Genomic DNA, 20,277 nt, shown 5'->3' on the forward strand with positions numbered 1-20,277 from the left:
CGCTTATTAGCGTCATTTTTTTGATTTGCACTTATCCTTTAAAGTAGTAAATTTTAAAAATTAAATGTCTAATATGGCTTGTAACTGTTCTAATTTAGTTATTGTGTAAGTGGGGGATATTCCCTCTGGCAATTGTTCGCCAGGGTGTTGTAACCAACACGTATCAATGCCTACATTATTACCGCCGAGTATGTCGCTTGATGCGGTATCACCTACCATTAATATTTGGCTTTTATTTGGGTTGCCCATCAGCTCAAAGGTATGTTCAAAAATAGCTTTGTTAGGTTTTGCTATACCTACAAGTTCAGATATAACCAACCACTCAAACATATCTTTCAAACCAGTATGCTCCAAACGAATTGTTTGTAGGCGGGCAAAGCCATTAGTAATAATGCCCAACCTAGCATGGGGTTTTAATTTATTAAGTAACTCTATAGCACCTGGTAATGGCTCACAAATTTGCGCCATTGCATCTAAAAATGCATCGTTCAACTCTTTAGCTGGCACATTCAATTTTGCTGACCATTCGTTAAAGCGGGTTACTTGTAGGTAATCAGCACTAATCGCACCATTTTGATAATCAACCCACAGTTGTTTGTTGGTTTTTTGATAGTGAATGTAATCGTCTTGCGTAAAGTTAACGCCGTAATTTTTAAACATACGGGTCATACCGGCTAAAATATCAAACCTAAATAAAGTTTCGTCTGCATCAAACAACACGTAGCTGTATTTCATTCAATTTCCTGTTTTTTATGTGCGATAAAGGTTGCTATGTAAAAAGGGGGCCATGGCCAAGGTAAGCGCTTGGGTATAGGTGCTTTCGCGTGTTGCATGGTTATTTGTAAGCAGGCCTATGGCGCCGCCTTTTTGTTTTATGTTAGTTGTATTAAATGCTTTATCCATTACATCGCCGAGCTCTTCGCCATTAAGCAGGGCTTTAAAAAGTATATTGGGTAATGGAAGGTTGCTACTACGTCCTACAACTTGCTCTGTGGCGTTATCAATAACAACATAGGCAAAGGTCGCTGCACCATAACTAAATTGCTCTGCACCGCCTTCCATTGCCACGTAGTAATCGGCTTGATGATGCTTTTTGCAATAGTTAACGCGGTTTTGCGCGCCAATGCATGTTTCGTCTTCACCAATAGGTTGTTCAGGCACGTTTGAAGGGGCGTCAACACCTAGGCAATCAATGGTGTTATTTGGAAAGTACATAGTAAAAATGTGCTTTGCTGCATTTATTTTTACAGGGTTTTTAGACCCAACTATAACTTTTAACAAAGATGACATGCTGATCTCGTATTAAGTAAAATCAGCAGTGTACGTTAGTTCTGTTAAACAAAAAAGAGTACAAAAGCCATAATGCTAAATAGGTAAATCAAGCGGAGCGAGGTTTTCTAATGCACGCTTTTTCAAAATAATATCTTTAATAAGTGGCGTTAATACTAGCTCCATTGCAAGGCCCATTTTACCGCCAGGTACTACAAGCGTATTAATACGCGACATAAAGCTGCCTTCAATCATTCTTAAGTAATAGGGGAAATCAACATCTTCAATGCCTCTAAAGCGGATCACAACGAAGCTTTCATCAAGTGAAGGAATATCTTTTGCACTAAATGGGTTTGAGGTGTCTACGGTCGGGACGCGCTGAAAGTTAATATGGGTTCGTGAAAACTGAGGTGTAATATGATTTATGTAATCGTCCATACTACGCACAATTGACCCCATCACGGCTTCGCGAGAGTGGCCACGCTCTGAAGTATCGCGTATTAGCTTTTGTATCCACTCAAGGTTAATAATAGGCACCATGCCTATGAGTAAATCAACATGTTTGGCTACATCTACATCTTGGTCAACAACTCCGCCATGCAAGCCTTCGTAGAATAAAATGTCGGTATAATTATCAAGGTCTTGCCAGGGAGTAAATGTACCAGGCAGTTGGTTATAAGGGACCGCTTCATCAAAGGTGTGCAAGTACCGGCGTAATTTTCCTTGGCCGGTTTCACCATAGTTACTAAATAACGATTCAAGCGCCCCAAAGTCGTTAGCTTCTCGGCCAAAGTAACTAATATGTTTACTTTCTTGTTGGGCTTCGCGTATTTTTTTGTCCATTTCGGGGCGTGTGTAACGATGAAAGCTATCACCTTCAATGAATGCTGCATGGATATTTAGGCTACGGAAAATATGCTTAATAGCATTAGTTGTGGTTGTAGTTCCCGCACCGGATGAACCAGTAATAGCAATGATAGGATTTTTAGCTGACATGTTAATTCTCTTTTTTAGGACCAAGCTACATAACCAGACTCAATTTAACACTTTTTTAAGTCATTTGGGTATCTTACGTGTTGACTGACTAAGCTCAAGTGACGCCATCAGCAAATAACGTTATCATGGGGTGCTTAAAATTAAAACGAGAGAAAGCATGAAACTTTTAAAACCATTACTTAGCTTCTTTTCATTAAGTGCGATAGCCGCAGGTTATGCACATGCTAACATGCCCAAAAGCCAAATATTACTTGCCGATTTAAATACGCCATATGGTGTTCAAGTGACCATAGTAAGCGACAAAACAAGTTATAATAATCAGCCTTACTTAATTAACAACGATTTATACTTTACCCATGAGGTTATAACTAATAACCAAAGCCAAACCGATATTGCACATTACAATTTAACAACGCGTGAAATAACTAACTTAACAAATACGCCTGTCAGTGAGTATTCGCCAACATTAATGCCTAATAAAAATAGCTTGTCAGCCATTGTCGTAGAAGCCGATTCAAAACAAAAGTTGTGGCAGTATCCACTTGATACGCAAAGCCCGCCTAGTCGTATTTTTGATTGGATTGAACCTATTGGCTACCATGCTTGGGGTATAAATAACGATTTAGTGATGTTTATTTTAGGTCAGCCGCATACGCTTCAATATACCTCAGTAGACGCTGCTAAAGGTGAAATAGCCGCCAGTGATATTTCTCGCACACTGATTTATAACCATAACGCAGCGACGTTTTTATTTAGTTACACCAAAAGCGATGAACATATTTTAGCGAGCTTTAATCCTCAAAATAAACACGTAGACGATTTATTAAGGCTGCCCTCTCAGGTGCAAGACTTTATTTTAAAAGATGATAAAACAATTGCCTATGCCATTAAAAACCGTGTTTATCAGCGTAAACTAGATGGGAGTAATGAGATATCGCAATGGCTTGATTTAAGCACATACTGTGAAACTAATATCACTCGAATGAGTTACAACAACGATAAGCTAGCTTTTGTATGCGACGTAACACAATAAAGTAAGACTTCATATCGCGTATGCGATAAGGTTATACGCAAATTAACGGATAGGGATAAACATGGCGTACAGTGCAGATGAGTTAACAGAGCAACTTATAAAATTACAATGCAGAAGTAATTTTAAAATTAAAAACATTGCAGAATACATGTTAGTTAATTCAAAAGAGGCCTTTTACACTCACAGTGAAAGCGGTAAAGGCAAAATAGTAATTCGCCCTGCGTTTGAAGTATTCAGTGATGACTTTAACGATATAGATGGCGTAACTCGCGCACAAGGGTATTTTCATAGCAGTGAGATGACTCGCTTCCCAACGCGAATATATAAAAGCGCTCAACCAATTCATTATGGCGTGGCATTTAAAATAAACTCAGAGCAAGCTGCAAAAGATTTTATTGCTAAATTGACGATGATCATTGGCAATTAATCTATACTTTACTCAAGAGAGTAACTATTAGTTCAGCCCTAAAAATGTAAAGCCGCTAAGTGAATACTTAGCGGCTTTTTATTACTTAATTAAACAGGTTTATTTGCTGTTTAAGAAGCTATTGACCGAATCAAGCTCGCGGTTTTTTAGTGCTATACAATCAAGTGTACTTTCTTCTAGTTTACTCAATGTGCGGCTGTACCCAGGTACGTCTGAGATTTTATCGTTAAAGAAGTTTTGAGTGGTTGCTAAGCTTTTGGCATCACAGCCTACAGTTGTAAAGTACGGTAAGTTAGGAATAAAAAACGGCGGTAAACTTGCTGTTACTCTATCGTAATTGTTATAAACCCAATCTATGAATAATGCTTGGCGCTCTTCTGTGTAACTTTGCCCAGATAAAATAGTACGCATATCAGATGCGGTTACTTCATCAGTTAAGCTGTAAGCGAGCACTGTATTTTGTAACTCAGACTCACCAAAAAAGCCCATTGCCGCTAGCATGTTAGTGCGCACTTGTGGATCTTTAGTCGTTTTAAATGTTGTCATGAATTGATTAAGCAAGGCTTTATCACCATGAAAAGCAGCAAGTCTCAAATAAACACCCGCTAAGTATGGATCTACTTTTTGTGGATTAGTTAAATACACTTGCGTTTGTTCTTTGGCTTTATTGATTACGTTTTGGTCCTCGCCATCAAAACCTAAGCGAGATATAACGGCAGCGCGAAGTTGCGACACGGCACCATCTTCGTCAATTTTTGCCTCTAAACCATACTTTTTAGCCGCAGGGGTAACCGCATCACGTATAAACGCAGGCCATAGGTCTTTATTGCTCTCATCTTTGAACGTACGTTGCTGCGATACCAAGTAACCCAGCGCCGTATTTGCTACGCGAGGGTGGCTGTCGCTCACAAAAACTTCAAGTGTTTGCATTAATTTAGCGGCAGAGATAACACCGGCTTTAAGCAGTGCATCGGTTGCCGATAATAATGCTAAGCGTTCACGGTCAGTTAGTACCGTTGGTGCGTTTTCAATTAATGCGTTAAATTGCGCGTCGTCCATTACCCAGCGATAGTAGCCAAGAGCGCCTTGGTCAGGGTAAATCCACTCTGGAGCAAAGTCTAAATCAAGTGTTTGGCTTTGCTTGTTAAGTAAAATGCTGGCTGTTTTAACTTTGTCGCCTGCACCGTATTTAATCGTTACTGGCACATTCCAAAGCTGTGCTGGCGCATCAACACCGGCATTTACAAAGCGGCTTTGTGAAATAGTTACTTTTTTACCTTGTTGCTTAACATTTACAAGAGGGAAAGAAGATTGCTCAATAAATGATTTTAAAACACTGGCTACATCTTTGTTTGACGCTTTACCCAGTGCCTGCCATAAATCAGCCGCTTCTGCATTTTTATAAGAGAAGTCTTTTAAGTAACGTTGAATTCCTTTTTGGAACGCCTCTTCGCCAATCCAATTTTCAACCATTGCCAGTACTGAGCTGCCTTTACTGTATGCAAGGCCTAAACCGTCCATAATGTCAGCTTCAGTTTTAATTGGCTTACGAATCGGCTTAGTGCTCAAGCGGGCGTCTAATGCCATTACGTTGTTTTGCGGTAAGTCTAAATGTGATTCAAACTCAGGATTTAGCTGCTTGGTCATTTTAGCTGCCATCCAGCTTGCAAACGCCTCGTTTAACCACAAGTCATTCCACCATTTCATGGTGACCAAGTTACCGTACCATTGGTGAGCAAGCTCGTGAGCAATAATAGAGACGTTACGTTGTTTTTTACTGCGTGTTGCCGCGGCTAAATCAACTAACAAAATATCTTCGCGGTAGGTTACTAAGCCTGAATTTTCCATTGCACCAAATGGGAATTCAGGTACGGCAACCGAATCGAGCTTTTTATATACATAAGGAATACCAAAGTACTCTTCTAATGCTGCAAGTACGCGCGGCATATTATCTTTTGCGTATTCGGCTAAATGAATTTTACCTTGAGGAGTGATAACACGCCCAGGAATTGGCATACCTTCTATGTCTATTTCTTCAAACGGACCAACTGCCATTGCTACTAAATATGATGGAATAGGCGGTGTTTTATCAAAAAAGTGCGTTGTCATATCACCATTTGTTGTTGTTTTTAGTTCTGGTGTATTGGCATATACTTTTTGTGAGCTAGGGGCCGTTATTGTTAACTGAAAAGGAATTTTATAGCTTGGTTCATCAAAAACAGGAAAGGCACGACGTGCATCACTCATTTCAAATTGGGTAAATAGGTAAGGCGTACCTTGATCTAAGGTTTTGTATAAACCCACACTTTGGCGATTGTAGGGTGCCGAAAAATCAATTTTAAGCGTGTATTTACCCGGTTGGATTTTTTCATCACAGCTAAATTTCACTTTACCTGTTTTAAGCATTTCGTTACTTAGGTCACAGTTTTCTTTACCCAACAGTTGTGCCACTTTAACAGCGTAATCAACACCATTGAGCTCAATATAATGGGTTGGTTTTAATACTTCTAATGCAATTTCAGTCATTCCTGAAAATGTATCTTGGCTAGGGTCGAGTGTTAGCGATACATGTTGAGAACTTGGTTTTGCGAGTTTTTCTATAACGAATTCGTTAGCGTGTGCAGCATTCATTGCTAGCGCAACGCTCACTGTTAAGAGGCTTTTAAGAAACATAATGATCCCTTGTTTATTGTTAGAAACGCCCAGATTTTATGGGTACAGTTTATCCTACCAGCTTTTATGGAGCGCGTAATTGATTTAAGAAGTCGCTTTGAATGTAAATAGTAACAAAGTTTGTCAGTGACTTTCGCGAGATAAAAAACGTTGCCAATGTAGTTGAGTATTTATAATGCGTACTTGTTGAATAACCGTATTTAATAAGTTGATGTCATCAAACTGGCTGTTTGAGTACTCGTTAAAACCCATTAAATAATTAAATGCGTTTTTAGAGTCAGCTTGTAGCGCATAAATACGAACTTGTTGTTCAAAGTTAAGACGCAGGCTACTTATGGCCGTTTTCATACCGAGTTGGTCAACGTTGGGGATATCACATTTTTGCAAGTAGCCGGCACGCTCACCTTCACCTGAAAACCAAATACGCACTTTTTCACTGTATCTGCCGGTTTTAGCCGGAAGATCAAACATAAGCCGTTGATAATTTTTTGATTTTATAAATTCAATATACTCATTAAATCCGGCATTAATCAATGCATTGTGTACAGGGACTAAACGCGGCTTTATTTTACCGTGAGTATGGAAGTTAAAACATAAAATATCATTATGAATACAAAGGTCATCAAGGGTCAAACAGCCAATTTCATCACTGTAAGCACCACTGTAGTAGGCTATTAGTGGCAGCCAAAAATGCCAATGTTTTGCTTGTTCACGGGGGAGTCGAAAATCACCGTATATATATCCATTATAAAGAGTGTGCAGTTCCATGGCTGAAAAAGAGCGGCGACCAAGATGGGTTTTCAACGTAATACCTTGAAAATAATAAGATGTTTTATTTTATACCCAACTAGCATTGGATGCTAGTTGGGCTACCAGGCTTTTATGTCCTGTGTGTAAACTATTATTCACTCAATGCGCGAGCTAAGCCGGTCGGTTCAATCTCTACACATACTTGGTCATCATTCCAATTAATGCCAACTAATGCGTCATCTTCATTTAAGTCTTCAACCCATGCATCTAAAAATTCATCAAGGCTAATTTCTACTGGGCTGTAATCTTTCCATTCTTCTTTACACTGCGCTTTAGCCGCTTCTTCACTTTCCCAAAGCAGTAAAACATCAGTGTCGTCAAATTGGTTTGAGTCGCACACTACAAAGCCATTATCTTCTGCGCCCAGTGCCCAAATGACTTCGCTAACACGTACTTTTTCTACGAAGTTAACTAGTTGTGATTCAATTTCAATATCGCTCATGTGTTTACCTTATTAAGTTAGTGACGAGGATTAGTTTCTATTGCTGATTGACGTTCGCTAAATTGCGCATGAAATACAACAAGTTCACTGTACTGACTAAAGTCAGTTAATTCACGAAAGCTAATCCAATCAAGCAGGCAGTATAAACTGATGTTGAGGTATTCACAGCTTTTAAATTCTTCATCGTTTAAATGGTTGCTTAAAAAGCTTAATGTTTGCTCTATTCGCTCATTTTGAAGATTAAAAAATAATGCATCGCTTTGAGTATCTAAGCCCGAGCGTTTACATAACAACATTTCAACTAGTGAGTCGTTACAGGCATTAATAGTGGTGAGGATATGTTCTTGTGGCCACGTTAGTTTTGCTTGGTCTGTTTTGTCTAATAAGTAGCGTATTATTGAGTTTGAGTCGCTCAGTGTTAAATCACCATCAATTAAAATAGGGATTTTTCGCGCAGGGTTTTTACTGGCCATTTTGGGGCGGTCTTGCTCAGAAAATATATCTAAGCTTACAAGTTCAATATGACAGTTATTTTGCATAGCCCACATTCTAATTCGGCGAACATACGGTGATGGAACAGAACCAATTAATTGCATAATCACTCCAAAAAAAAAGCCGCTAATGCGGCTTTTATTAAACGTTAATAGCAGTAAAGCTCAATTTATTCTGAACGGCTAGTAACTTCAAGTAAATGATAACCAAATTGTGTTTGCACAGGGCCTTGTACTTGGTTAATAGGTGCAGAAAATACCACCTTGTCAAACTCTGGTACCATCATACCTGGGCCAAACTCACCAAGGGCGCCGCCGTCTTGCCCTGATGGGCAATTAGAATGTGCTTTTGCTAATTCAGCAAAGTCTTCGCCTTGTTCAATTTTTGTTTTTAAGTCTAAACATTGTGCTTCGCTGTCTACCAAAATGTGTCGTGCGCTTGCCACTGTCATAAAATCTCCTGAGTATAAGTGGTGTTTTTTTAACCTAGTGTATTGCCATACTAGTTAGTTTCAACAAATTGTACCAGTATAAATTTAGATTTTAGACAGCGAATTTTCTACTGCCTTAATCATTTTTGGTGAATCTGGTTTTACTTTACTGTTAAATCGTAAAATTGTTTTACGATCAGCAGATACTAAATATTTGTAAAAGTTCCAATTTGGCGAACTTGTTTGCTCATTTAAATGCTTAAATATAGGGTTTGCATCACTGCCTCTTACTTCGCTGGTGGCGAACATAGGGAAGGTAACCCCATAATTAATGAAACAGACTTTAGCCGTTTCTTTTTCGTTATCTTCTTCTTGAAAAAAATCATCAGAAGGAAAACCTAGGACTACTAGTCCCTCGTCTTTGTATGTTTTGTGTAGTTTTTCTAAGCTTTCAAACTGAGGGGTAAAACCACAGTTACTGGCAGTATTAACAATTAATAGCGGTTTATTTTTGAATTTGCATAGGTTTATTAATTCTTTAGAGCGCAGCTTTCGAATATCAACGTTGGTAAAATCGTCACAGGTGTGTGTCTCAATAGATTCATTGTTTGGCAGCGTTTGTGCTGTAACCGCACTATTTATTAATAAAGCAGATAACCCTATTATTATTTTTTTTAGCATTATATTACCTAACTATCGGATTGTTTGATTGGCTGATCATACGCTAATATGGAGAAAATTGATCAACCACTTAAATTAACTATGACAACTCGCTTAGCTACTATTGACGATCTTAATGAAATTGTTGCCATTTATAATGAAACCATAGAAGGGCGAATGGTAACGGCAGATACCGAAGAAGTAACCGTTGAAGAAAAAAAAGATTGGTTTAATAGTCATACCCCAAATCGCCCAATTTATGTTTACTGTGAAAACAATACCGTTCTTGCGTGGGTGAGCTATAAATCGTTTTACGGACGCCCAGCTTACGATGGAACTGTAGAAATGAGTATTTACATAACTAAAAATGCACAAGGTAAAGGCCTTGGTAAACAGTTAATGCAGTTTGCCCAAGTTGAGGCTAAAAAACTTAAAATCAATGTGCTGCTTGGTTTTATTTTTAGCCATAATTTACCGAGTGTTAAGCTATTTAAGCACTTTGGTTTTGATGTGTGGGGCGAGTTACCAAACGTTGCTGTTATGGATAATAACTTATACAGTCTAACAATATTTGGTAAGCATTTAGAATAAGTTACAACAATTAATTGGTCATATTTGTTTACAAATAACATACAAGGAATGTGTGTTATTTAGGCATTTTTATACTACGCTAATAACATATAAATTTAATTGATTTAAAGTGTCGTTTAATGGAAAGAAAAATATTAATCATAGACAGTAGCACCATCATAGCAATGAGGGTAAAAGTACTCTTAGAGCTTATAGGGTGTCATGTTGAGTTGGTTCATTTTTCTATGCTTGAAATGTACACTCATGCCGACAGCTTCGATTTAGTTGTTATTTCTCATGGCGTTCCGGTAAGCCCTGTAAAGCCTATAATCGATAAACTCTCTCACGGGCGATTATTACTTCTAGCTCCAAAAACAGAAAATACTGAGCAGCTAACTGCATTTGCAGGCCTAAATAAAATAGTGCCTGAGGCAACGGTTGTTTACCCTTTTTTTTCTAATAAAGAGATCACCTCTCTTTTAGAGAGCTTATTAGAATTAGACTCAAGCCATATGTTGCAGCTACCCACTATTTTGCTGGTAGATCACATTCAAGAGCGACTTGAGAACATGCAAAGCAATTTGCTTGGTGCACATATAAAAACCTTTACTGCGAGTAATTTAACTGACGCTCTTAGCATTGCACAAGACAATAAAGTTGACATTTTAATAAGTGACTTCAGCTTAGGTGATGTCACCGGGTTACAGATATTTTCAAAGCTAAAAGCGAGGCAACCCAATACAAGGTGCTTACTTTTTACCTCTCGCCCTGACCAAGTTTCAATGATAGAAGCTATTCGCCAAGGTGTAGAAGACGTTCTTATTAAACCACTTAATGAAAATATTTTACTGCAATCAGTGCATAAGCTTTGGCAAACCGAATTATTAAAACGCCGAAATGCCGAGTTAGTTGACCGACTTCAAGAAACTGTCGATGCACTAATAGAAAAAGACAGCCTGCTACAAGTTATTTATAAACACACCCCTGACGCGATCATGTTATTTGAACGCAATGGCCAAATTATTGAAGCAAATGACGCATGTCTTAAGTTATTGGGTTTACCCTTTAGTGGGCTGGCAGGGAGATCATTATTTGATTTCTTAGATGATGACTCTGTTGCTGGGATCAGAGATAAAATTTCAACATTAAACAGTAATCGCCAGTTTAGTTATGATTTACGCCTCCCTATTCAAAGTGGTGGCACAGTCCCACTATTTGGATCTTTTAATGAAATAGACCACCATGGCGAAATTGCATTAGCAGTAATTTTTAAAAATGTGACGCACTTAAAGCAAAAAGAAGAACTGCTTCAAGAAGCAAAAGGCTTACTTGAAGAAGAAGTTAAAGCCCGTACATCGCAGTTAGAGCATGCTAAAAACGTAGCCGAAGCGGCAAATTTAAGTAAATCAGACTTTTTAGCTAATATGTCGCATGAGCTACGAACGCCTATGCACTCAATTTTAAGTTTTGCTCGCTTTGGGCTCGACAAATTAGAAGCGGGTGATTTTGCAAGAGAAAAGCTATTAAAGTATTTGTCACGCATTGAATGCAGCGGCGATAGGCTACTATCGTTACTAAACAACCTGCTAGATTTATCAAAGCTTGATGTTGGTAAATTTCCATTTAATCCGCGCCCGCATAATTTAGAAAGCATTATTAAAACCAGTATTGATGATGTGTCGGGCACGGCTATGGAAAAACAAATTAATATTATTTTTCCGGCGCCAGATTCAGCAGTCATTGCGCAATGTGATGAAGAGCAAATTAATCAGTTGTTACGCAATGTATTGGGTAATGCATTAAAGTTTAGCGAACCGAAAAGCAATATTACGCTCACGCTTGCTACAAATGATGAATATGCTGAAATAAAAGTCATTGATAGCGGTATTGGTATTCCTGAAGATGAGCTTGATCATATTTTCACAAAGTTTGTGCAAAGCAGTAAAACAAACAGTGGTGCAGGTGGTACTGGATTAGGGTTGGCACTTTGCAGAGAGTTTGTATCGTTACACCAAGGTCACATTAATGCCTATAATAATGCCTGCGGCGGTGCCACAGTGCATATAAAACTACCACTCAAAATAAATTTAGAAGAACATCTAGTTAACGAATAAAAGTACGCTAAAACAGTAGATTGCTTTTTTAAGTGATTTATTTTCGAATTTAAAAGGATGATTTAGTTATGGCTTTAACAAAAATACTAGCAGTAGATGACGAGCCTTTTAATCTTGAAATAATAGAAGAGATTTTAGAGGAACTGGATTTTGAGCTAAAGCTCGCTACCAGTGGCCCTGAATGCTTGGATATGGTTGAAGATTATATGCCGCAGGTTATTTTACTTGATGTAAGCATGCCGCAAATGAGTGGTTACGAAGTATGTAAAATGCTTAAATCTAACCCCAATACAGCACATATTATTGTTATGTTTGTATCAGCAAGAGGAACGGTAGAGGAGCGAATGGAAGGCTACTCAGTCGGTGCTGAAGATTACATTGTAAAACCGTTTGGACACGACGAGCTTAGGTCTAAATTAAAGAATCTAAATCAAGTATTAGTCGAAAAACAAAGCCTGGAAAAACAAGTGGAAGCGGCCACATCTACCGCTTTTAACGCGATGGCTAACAGCAGTGAAATGGGGCAAATAGTTAACTATGTCGAAAATATTGCGCTAATTACTAATCCAGATGATCTAGCAAAAGCACTCATTGATTGCCTGCAATCGTTTGATCTTCAGAGCAACGTAGAATTTAGATACGACTCTATTGTTAAGCATTATGCTTTGCATGGAGTATGCTCGCCTATTGTTATTGAGTTGTTTGAAATGCTTAAAAATAAGGGGCGGCTACATGAATTTTCGCAGCGTTTATTGGTTAATTATGAACTAATAAGCTTACTTATTTTAAATATGCCAGGACATGATCCAGATAAACACGGCAGAATACGTGACCACGTTTGTTTTATAGTAAGTGTTACAGAGCAGCAGTTACGCGCCATAATAACTAAAAATTTATTAGATGCGCAGCAAGTAAAACTTAATGCAGTGGCAAGTACTGTGCACAGCAAGTTTCATGGTTTGATAGATTTACTAAATGAAAGCCGAATAAATAATGAACAGGTGTTTAAAAAGCTACAAGAAGACCTTGAAGTAAGAATTCCAACGATGGGGTTAGATGAAGACCAAGAAATTTTTATCTATAAAAAAGTAGATGAAACAATTCAAAATTCAGTAGCCCGCGAGGAGTCTGTTGTTCAAGTAAAAGAAGCGTTTGCAGATATTGAAAAAGAACTTTCAATTTTACTAAATCACAGTCAATAATGTGGGCTTTTATGGATTAAGGTTTGTAAAAGCTTAGGCTTTTTAATCACTGTGTAAGATCTGTAACTAAGTGGGCTCTACATTACTTAGGTAGCAAATAGATTACTGTAAATTAAACCCTTATAAAACCAACAGACCTTGAGGCTACCATAAGTGTTATGCATCTCGTGGTAACCCTTTTTCTACTATCCTAATCAGCCTTTGCGTTTTTCTAAGTGAGGGTTGTTTATTGTTTTGCTGCTTCAGGGCCCACTCAATATGCTCTTTTACTAGGTCACTACACCCATTTATTTTTTGCTCTAGTGCATCAATAATATCTTGGGCAAAGTTTGCATTACCTAAACCAACCGCTAAATTACGTAACCAACGTTCGTGACCAATTCGGCGGATCGGACTCCCTTCGGTATTTTTTAAAAATGTTTCTTCATCCCAGCTAAATAGCGCTAGCAAGTCTTTGTCTTTTAGCTGCGTGCGCGGGTGAAAGTCTTGTTCGTCGGTTATTTGTCCATAACGGTTCCATGGGCACACTAGTTGGCAGTCGTCGCAACCGTAAACACGATTGCCTAATAAAGATCTATACTGCTCAGGGATAGCCCCTTGGTGCTCTATTGTCAGATATGAAATACATTTTCGCGCATCAACCACATAGGGTTCTACAATTGCGCCTGTAGGGCATAATGTTATACAGGCAACGCATTTTCCACAGCCTTCAAAGGTGTTTTCACTATCAATAGGCAAAGGTAAGTCAATAAACAGCTCGCCTAAAAAAAACCATGACCCTGCTTCTTTATTTATAAGTAACGAATGTTTACCGCGCCAACCTAGCCCCGCTTTTTCTGCCAATTGGCGCTCTAGTATAGGGGCTGAATCAACAAAGGGCCTAAAACCATATTCACCCACTTCTTGTTCTATTTTTTGACCTAGCTTTTTTAATCGGTTACGTATTAACTTATGGTAATCACGACCAAGTGCATAACGGCTAATATACGCTTTTTGTTTGTTTTTTAATGTTTTAGCAAAGCCTGCATCAGGTGGGAGGTAGTTCATTTTTACTGATATAACTCGCTGTGTACCAGGTATGAGTTCAGCTGGTCGTGCGCGCTTCATGCCGTGTGCTGCCATATAATCCATTGAGCCATGAAAGCCGGCATCAAGCCAGCGTTGAAGCTGTTGCTCATGCTTACTCAAATCTATATCGGTAATGCCCACTTCGCTAAAGCCAAGTTCTTTCCCCCATGCTTTTATTTGCTGGGCTAATTTAGGGTAGTCAGGAGTTAGGTTGCTCACACATTTTCACGCACGTTAAATAATCGCCCAGTAATTTACCATATTTACAGGGCGGTGTTGAGTTTAGCGCGTTAATGTAGCGCAAACTAAAGCACAAAGCGCTTTAATTGCTGCTGAGTTTGCATGCTTAACTCTTGTGATAATTGGCTATCGGCAAGGGCGGTGTCTATTTGTTGTTTGGCTTGCTCACCAAGCTCAACAATTTGCTCTACCGATTGATGGGTTAAATTTTGCGTATCTTCTAGTAAATGCACGGCGCTGGCAATTTGCTGTAATTGTTGTTGATTACTCTCAAATTCGTTAAGCATTTTACTAAACCCATCTGAGGTTGCACTTATTGAATTTTGTGCATTTTTAGAGTGGCTAATCAGCTGCTCTGACTCTTTGTTGGTTTCACTGACCAAATCATTCATTTGATTAATAAAGTCACTAATTTGGCGAGTTGCACCGCTTACCTTAATTGAAAGGGTGCGAACTTCATCAGCAACAACAGCAAAACCACGTCCGGCTTCACCTGCTCGTGCAGCTTCTATTGCGGCATTAAGAGCGAGTAAGTTAGTTTGATCAGAAAATTCCTCAACCATTTTTAAAATGCTGCGAATATTTTCACTGTTTTCTTTTAACCCCTCCACTGTGCTTGCAAAACTACCTAGCATATTAGTAATTAATTGAACTTGCTCAACGAGCGTGCTGAGCTCTTTATCTGAGAGTTTAACAAAGGCTAAATGTTCATTATTTACAGTGTGTACACTGTCGGTGTTACCCACAATATTTTGCAAGCTTTGAGTAATTTGGTTGCTGGCATCAATGATGGTGTGGCTCAAGTGTATTTGCTGCTGGCTAGAGTTTTCAGTATGCTTCATCGACTCTGTAACCGCTTTATTACTTTGCGCACTTGCCTCTGCACTGGTGTAGGTTGTGTTAAGCAGTTCACCTAAATGGCTAGTGAAATCGTTATATTGGGAGCTTAACGTTTTAAATTCGTCGAATGAAAAGTGCGGGAGTTTGGCGTTTAAATTGGCATCTTGTTGATTAATTTTAATGAGCGTATCGCACATTGCTTTTACAGGACGCACAATTAAAAATCGCATATAAAAAAGGGTAAACGCAAAGCCAGCAACAATAACCAAGGTTAGCAGCCAAAAAAGGCCAAGACTTTGTTGCTCACTTAAGCTGTCATAAAGCCAAAATAAAGTAATCGCCTGAAACAAAAAAACAAAACTCAAGTTACCAACAATTTTACGCGTTAAAGTAAAAAAGAACGTTTGTTCGATATAATTATAAATTTTCATTAAGCCACTCATCTTGCTTAAACCTATGTTTGAATGCTTTTACGCAGGCATTAGCAAGGTATAAGCGAATCTATTTATTAGCTAACGATAGCAAATATGCTTTAGATTGCATGGGAAAGTTGGTAAAAATTCCGTCTAAACCGTAGTCACGCATAAGTGCGATATCTTGTTGTTTATCCACAGTATAAGCGTAGATTTCTAGCCCGCGTTTTTTAGCATCATCTACAAATGCTTTGTTAATAAAGCTTTTATCTACATGCACGCTAAATGCATTTAAATCTTGGGCAAACTTTGCGTAATTAATTGGAATAGAAGACGTCAATGCGCCTATTTTTAACCAAGGTAAACGTTTTTTAAGCCATTGTAATTGATGGTGATCAAACGATGACACTAAAATATTAGCACATGAAATTGTTCCCGCACTGATATTACGCTCAAGCTGGTTAGCAAACTTTTCAAGCTCAAAGGCATGTTTAAGTTCTAAATTAAGTAAGGTTTTATTATCATTCCAATCAAATAACTGCTGAAGCGTGGGTATATATTCGCCATTACCAGCATCAAGCTTTGCTAGAGTTGCGGCGTCAAACTCGCTAACTTTACCTTTACCATTAGTGGTTCGATCTAACCACGAGTCATGTATGAGCATGTAGTCGTCGGTGGCACTTTGAATATCAACTTCAATACCATCTACGCCAATATTCAACGCTTCTAAAATGGCACTTTTGGTGTTTTCGGGAAAGTGGCCGCTTGCGCCTCTGTGTGCAAAAATTTTCATTGTCGCGACTTTTTAGTAATCGACCAAGTTTCAAAGCATGCCGCGCTTACAATGAGTGCGCCGCCAATAAAAGTCATTAATGTTGGGCGTTCGTGAACAATAATAATAGCCAAAATAGTACCGTACAATGGTTGTAAACACGAAATTAACCCTGCCGTTGCAGCCGATAAATGTTTTAAACTTGCCGCAAATAGCGAGTGTGGTGTAGCGGTAAATATAATACCAGCAACGGCAATTAAAATAAGGTCATGGTTACTCACTTCGTACACGGGCACTTCAATAAATGCACACAGCATTAAGCTTGCCACTAAGGTTTGATAAAACATTGTTTGTGGGCCGCCATATTGGCTAAAGTAGCGTTTATGGGTAATGTTTCTAATAGAGAAAAATAACGCCGATACCACACCAGTAATAACACCGAGCGTTACATCGTCACCTAAATCAGCACTTGGCACTAATAAATAAATACCAAGTACAACTACGCCAGCACTTATTATGTCTTTTGCTTGAGGCTTATTTTTATTAAATAACGGCTCTAAAAAAACCGTCATTACTGGGTAGCTAAAAAATGCAAGCATACCAATGGTTATGCCTGCCATTTGCATCCCCGCAAAGTAAGTCACCCAGTGTAATCCCACCGCAACACCTAAAAATAGGGCAATAAAGTAGTCTTTTGGCTTATTTAGCTTTATTTGTTTTTTTCCTAATAAAAGCATTGTCAATATCGCCATACCAGCAATGGCTGTTCGGTAAACGGTAATATCCAGCGCATTTAAACCAATGAGTTTGGCAAATAGGGCCGTTCCTCCAAAAAGTAACACGGCAATATGTAAGTAAAATAAACTTTGCTGTTGTGGCTGCATTTAAACGTCATCTCCTTTTTTTAGCATGTTATCACTGGGCGAGCGTCTACAAGATGAATTTTTTGAAATATGACAAATGTCAGCAAAGTTAATGACACTTCACACTCTTATTATTTTTACGTACTGGCATAGTTACTCTACTTAATAGGAGAGCGCTATGAATAGTTTAGTTTTAATGAGTCTTGATATCAGCGAATTTTTTGATTCGCTCAATTTTACTATCACTTATATTGATTATTTTATGTTGATGAGCATTTTTGTGGTATCTATATTTATTAACAAAAATAGTGCTTTAAATAAAAATAATACACCAGAGGTGCTAGCATGAGTTCGCAAAGTAGCTTTTCTCAACAAACGGATAAAACGTTTTGGAAATATGGCCATTTAATTTTTACAGGCTTTTATTTATTGCCATTAATTATTAATTTTGACCAATTTACAAAAAGCCAAATGAGTCTATGTTTAGCTTTTTATATTGCTTTTATTATTTTGTACATAAAAGCAATTAACTGCGATAACACAAAAATTACCCCCTTATTTTTAGCCTTGCTGGCCATTTGTTTTAGCGCTACTTTTTTTTCCTCTGGTACACCTACTTTGTATGGTTTTGTTGCCTATGTGGCAGGGTATAGTTATACCCTAAAGCAGCGGTTTTATGCTGCATTAGCCATTATAGTCGCGCTTTTTGCAAGTTCGTATTTAAGCGATATGGGAAAGCTTCAGTACTTTTTGGCTGTCGCATTAATATTATGTGCCGCCTTATTTAGTTATGGAATTGCAGCAAAAAGAGAACGCGACCATAAAAAGCGTGAGCAAGAAAGCGCAAACCAGTTAGAGCAATTAGCTGCTATTGCTGAGCGAGAACGTATAGCGCGTGACCTACACGATATTTTAGGCCACTCACTTTCATCTATTGCATTAAAGGCCGAGCTGGCTAATAAGCTAAACCAAGGGGAGCGCTACGAGCAAGCTAATAACGAAATAGCCCAAGTAGCCGACCTTGCAAGGCAGCTATTAAGCGATGTGCGCAATGCCGTAAGCGACTTAAAAGAGCTCAATCTAGTAAGCCAAGTTGCACAGTTAAAACAACGGTTATTAGAGCAGGACTTTAATGTCACGTTTAACGTTGAGTTATCTGTGCTACCTGCCAAGGTAGAGGGCATTGCTAGTTTAATAATTAAAGAGTCAGTTACTAACTTATTACGCCATAGTGCAACTAAAAACTGTGTAATAACAATTAAACAAACACCCCAGCAACTACTCATTGAAGTGATAGATAATGCTCCTTGCATCACATTTAAAGCAGGTAATGGTTTAAATGGGATCAAAGAGCGGGCAGAGCAAATAGGAGGCAGTGCAACGTTTACCTGTGGCGAACGTTTTACATTAAACGTAGCGCTGCCAATTTCATCTGAGGATTTACAATGATCAAAGTATATTTAGTGGAAGATCAAGCGCTAGTGCGTGACGCTGTTAGTGCATTACTTAGCCTAGATTTTAATATTGATGTAATTGGCCAAGCAAGCAACGGGCAAGAGGCCCTAAATGCTATTAATGCGCTTGATGAAGGTGCGATGCCAGATATTATTTTAACCGATATAGAAATGCCTACTATGAATGGTATTGAGCTTAGTGAAAAAATAGCAACGCAATTTCCGGCTATAAAAATGGTGATCATGACCACGTTTTCACGCGCTGGGTATATTAGGCGCTCGTTAAGTGCCGGTGTTAAAGGGTTCATATTAAAAGAAGCCCCAAGTGACGAACTAATCAACGCGCTTAAAAAGGTAATGCAAGGTCAAAAGGTAATTGACCCAGAGCTTGCCATTAATGCCCTAGACGACGCCGACCCACTTACCGATAAAGAACGAAAAGCATTAAAGCTTGCAAGCGATGGCCTTAAAACGAGCGAAATAGCCACACAGTTATTTATAAGTGAAGGCACAACGCGTAACTATTTGTCAGACGCCATTGCCAAACTTAATGCAACAAACCGAATCGACGCAGCACGTATAGCTAAACAAAAAGGATGGTTATAAACACATGTGATTAAGGTTTATAAATTTAACACAAACCCTTACTATATTAGCCATAACAATAAAGCAACGAACAGCGCTTAAAACAAGCTTAAAATGCGCTAAAAGAGGGTTAAATGGCAAACTTAATAGATTTAACAGTAAAAAACAGTGTCGCAATATTAACGATGAACACCGCAGAAAATCGACACAATCCAGCGTTTTTGGCTGAATTTAATTTACACCTTGATCATATTGAGGCTGATAAAAGCATTCATTCGGTTGTGCTCACTTCGGCAAGCGACAAAAGCTGGTCGTTGGGTATTGACCTTGAGTGGATGGCAAATCCAAGCATTTTACCAGCGGCTATTTCTGACTTTATGTTGCAAATAACACAGTTACTACAACGTATTGTTACGTTTCCTATGCCTGTTATTGCAGCCCTTAACGGCCATACGTATGGTAATGGTGCTGTACTGGCTTGTGCCTGCGACTTTAGATTTATGAAGTCAGACAAAGGCTTTTTTTGCTTTCCAGAGGTTGATGTATTGGTCCCTTTTGTACCGTCTATGTTTCCTATTATTAATAAAGCGATACCGCAAACCTTTTTTAATAGGCTAGCAATGACGGGCGAACGCGTGGGCGCGCAACAACTGTTTGAAAATAACGTAATAGAAGCGGTATTTAACGATAACGACGAACTACAAGCCGGCGTTTATGAGTTTGCAGCGCAGTTTAATAAAAACCGTTGGATTTACGCTCAAAACAAATCGCAAATGAATAAACACATTTTACACACTATAAAAGAAGAAGACCCTGCCTTTATCGATAACGTGAGTAAAATGTTGTACAAAAATTTACATAAAACTAAGTAATAACTGAGTTAACGGATGCAGCTTAATCACAATGACATAATTAAGCTGCATA

The 20,277-nt window shown here is 38.5% G+C and carries 22 protein-coding genes; 9 read left to right on the forward strand and 13 right to left on the reverse strand.

Features of this window, described 5'->3' with window-relative positions; translation table 11 throughout:
* Positions 1-60: 60 nt before the first annotated feature.
* The 3 genes from yjjG to KZZ04_RS00480 all read right to left on the reverse strand — a co-directional run bounded on the left by yjjG (position 61) and on the right by KZZ04_RS00480 (position 2,265).
* Positions 61-735, reverse strand: coding sequence for a pyrimidine 5'-nucleotidase (gene yjjG, locus KZZ04_RS00470; protein ID WP_058403211.1), 675 nt, complete (start codon positions 733-735; stop codon positions 61-63).
* Positions 736-750: 15 nt separating this feature from the next.
* The gene (gene yjjX / locus KZZ04_RS00475) at positions 751-1,290 is read right to left on the reverse strand and encodes an inosine/xanthosine triphosphatase (protein WP_138529605.1); all 540 of its coding nucleotides are present in this window, start codon (positions 1,288-1,290) and stop codon (positions 751-753) included.
* Between the two features lie 75 nt (positions 1,291-1,365).
* Positions 1,366-2,265, reverse strand: coding sequence for a phosphoribulokinase (locus KZZ04_RS00480; RefSeq protein WP_138529606.1), 900 nt, complete (start codon positions 2,263-2,265; stop codon positions 1,366-1,368).
* A gap of 157 nt (positions 2,266-2,422) precedes the next feature.
* On the opposite strand from KZZ04_RS00480, the gene KZZ04_RS00485 reads away from it, so the two are divergent.
* Both KZZ04_RS00485 and KZZ04_RS00490 read left to right on the forward strand, forming a co-directional pair.
* Entirely contained in the window at positions 2,423-3,298 is an 876-nt protein-coding gene (locus KZZ04_RS00485) for a hypothetical protein (protein WP_219421374.1), read from the forward strand.
* Between the two features lie 61 nt (positions 3,299-3,359).
* Positions 3,360-3,725 carry a hypothetical protein gene (locus KZZ04_RS00490; RefSeq protein WP_006794078.1) on the forward strand — a complete coding sequence of 122 codons (366 nt, stop codon included), beginning with the start codon at positions 3,360-3,362 and terminating at the stop codon, positions 3,723-3,725.
* Between the two features lie 99 nt (positions 3,726-3,824).
* Here the strand turns inward: KZZ04_RS00490 and KZZ04_RS00495 are convergent, their stop codons facing one another.
* The 6 genes from KZZ04_RS00495 to KZZ04_RS00520 all read right to left on the reverse strand — a co-directional run bounded on the left by KZZ04_RS00495 (position 3,825) and on the right by KZZ04_RS00520 (position 9,253).
* Complete coding sequence (locus KZZ04_RS00495; RefSeq protein WP_219421376.1) at positions 3,825-6,398, reverse strand: M1 family metallopeptidase; 2,574 nt, start codon at positions 6,396-6,398, stop codon at positions 3,825-3,827.
* A gap of 123 nt (positions 6,399-6,521) precedes the next feature.
* Entirely contained in the window at positions 6,522-7,202 is a 681-nt protein-coding gene (locus tag KZZ04_RS00500) for a hypothetical protein (RefSeq protein ID WP_138529607.1), read from the reverse strand.
* A 97-nt stretch (positions 7,203-7,299) separates the two neighbouring features.
* Positions 7,300-7,650, reverse strand: a complete 351-nt coding sequence (locus tag KZZ04_RS00505; protein ID WP_058403205.1) for a DUF2750 domain-containing protein — start codon at positions 7,648-7,650, stop codon at positions 7,300-7,302.
* A 17-nt stretch (positions 7,651-7,667) separates the two neighbouring features.
* Positions 7,668-8,246, reverse strand: a complete 579-nt coding sequence (locus KZZ04_RS00510) for a glutathione S-transferase family protein (RefSeq protein WP_219421378.1) — start codon at positions 8,244-8,246, stop codon at positions 7,668-7,670.
* 65 nt (positions 8,247-8,311) lie between these two features.
* Complete coding sequence (locus tag KZZ04_RS00515) at positions 8,312-8,593, reverse strand: peptidylprolyl isomerase (protein WP_002958009.1); 282 nt, start codon at positions 8,591-8,593, stop codon at positions 8,312-8,314.
* Positions 8,594-8,677: 84 nt separating this feature from the next.
* Positions 8,678-9,253 carry a glutathione peroxidase gene (locus KZZ04_RS00520; protein WP_219421380.1) on the reverse strand — a complete coding sequence of 192 codons (576 nt, stop codon included), beginning with the start codon at positions 9,251-9,253 and terminating at the stop codon, positions 8,678-8,680.
* A gap of 48 nt (positions 9,254-9,301) precedes the next feature.
* Between KZZ04_RS00520 and KZZ04_RS00525 the strand changes: the two genes are divergently transcribed.
* The 3 genes from KZZ04_RS00525 (at position 9,302) to KZZ04_RS00535 (ending at position 13,118) form a co-directional block, all read left to right on the forward strand.
* On the forward strand, positions 9,302-9,823 hold the full coding sequence (locus KZZ04_RS00525; protein ID WP_257903494.1) for a GNAT family N-acetyltransferase: 522 nt from the start codon (positions 9,302-9,304) through the stop codon (positions 9,821-9,823).
* 119 nt (positions 9,824-9,942) lie between these two features.
* Positions 9,943-11,916, forward strand: a complete 1,974-nt coding sequence (locus KZZ04_RS00530; protein ID WP_219421382.1) for an ATP-binding protein — start codon at positions 9,943-9,945, stop codon at positions 11,914-11,916.
* 68 nt (positions 11,917-11,984) lie between these two features.
* Positions 11,985-13,118, forward strand: a complete 1,134-nt coding sequence (locus tag KZZ04_RS00535) for a PleD family two-component system response regulator (protein WP_219421384.1) — start codon at positions 11,985-11,987, stop codon at positions 13,116-13,118.
* 156 nt (positions 13,119-13,274) lie between these two features.
* On the opposite strand, the gene queG is transcribed toward KZZ04_RS00535, so the two are convergent.
* From queG to KZZ04_RS00555, 4 genes are all read right to left on the reverse strand, one after another.
* Entirely contained in the window at positions 13,275-14,405 is a 1,131-nt protein-coding gene (gene queG, locus KZZ04_RS00540) for a tRNA epoxyqueuosine(34) reductase QueG (RefSeq protein ID WP_219421386.1), read from the reverse strand.
* An 86-nt stretch (positions 14,406-14,491) separates the two neighbouring features.
* Positions 14,492-15,709: a methyl-accepting chemotaxis protein gene (locus KZZ04_RS00545; RefSeq protein WP_138529610.1), complete on the reverse strand. Its 1,218-nt coding sequence runs from the start codon at positions 15,707-15,709 to the stop codon at positions 14,492-14,494.
* A gap of 58 nt (positions 15,710-15,767) precedes the next feature.
* Positions 15,768-16,472: a glycerophosphodiester phosphodiesterase family protein gene (locus KZZ04_RS00550; protein ID WP_219421387.1), complete on the reverse strand. Its 705-nt coding sequence runs from the start codon at positions 16,470-16,472 to the stop codon at positions 15,768-15,770.
* Positions 16,469-17,335, reverse strand: a complete 867-nt coding sequence (locus KZZ04_RS00555) for a DMT family transporter (protein ID WP_219421389.1) — start codon at positions 17,333-17,335, stop codon at positions 16,469-16,471. The genes KZZ04_RS00550 and KZZ04_RS00555 overlap by 4 nt, the downstream gene beginning before the upstream one ends.
* 157 nt (positions 17,336-17,492) lie before the next feature.
* On the opposite strand from KZZ04_RS00555, the gene KZZ04_RS00560 reads away from it, so the two are divergent.
* The 4 genes from KZZ04_RS00560 (at position 17,493) to KZZ04_RS00575 (ending at position 20,225) form a co-directional block, all read left to right on the forward strand.
* A complete protein-coding gene (locus KZZ04_RS00560; protein ID WP_171034612.1) occupies positions 17,493-17,663 on the forward strand; it encodes a hypothetical protein in 171 nt (56 codons plus the stop codon).
* Positions 17,660-18,763 carry a sensor histidine kinase gene (locus tag KZZ04_RS00565; protein WP_219421391.1) on the forward strand — a complete coding sequence of 368 codons (1,104 nt, stop codon included), beginning with the start codon at positions 17,660-17,662 and terminating at the stop codon, positions 18,761-18,763. Before KZZ04_RS00560 ends, KZZ04_RS00565 begins: the two co-directional genes overlap by 4 nt.
* Positions 18,760-19,374, forward strand: a complete 615-nt coding sequence (locus KZZ04_RS00570) for a DNA-binding response regulator (protein ID WP_138529618.1) — start codon at positions 18,760-18,762, stop codon at positions 19,372-19,374. The genes KZZ04_RS00565 and KZZ04_RS00570 overlap by 4 nt, the downstream gene beginning before the upstream one ends.
* 113 nt (positions 19,375-19,487) lie before the next feature.
* Positions 19,488-20,225: an enoyl-CoA hydratase/isomerase family protein gene (locus KZZ04_RS00575; RefSeq protein ID WP_219421393.1), complete on the forward strand. Its 738-nt coding sequence runs from the start codon at positions 19,488-19,490 to the stop codon at positions 20,223-20,225.
* The last annotated feature ends 52 nt before the right edge of the window (positions 20,226-20,277 follow it).

This window comes from Pseudoalteromonas sp. CR1 (assembly GCF_019392235.1).
Taxonomy (GTDB): domain Bacteria; phylum Pseudomonadota; class Gammaproteobacteria; order Enterobacterales; family Alteromonadaceae; genus Pseudoalteromonas.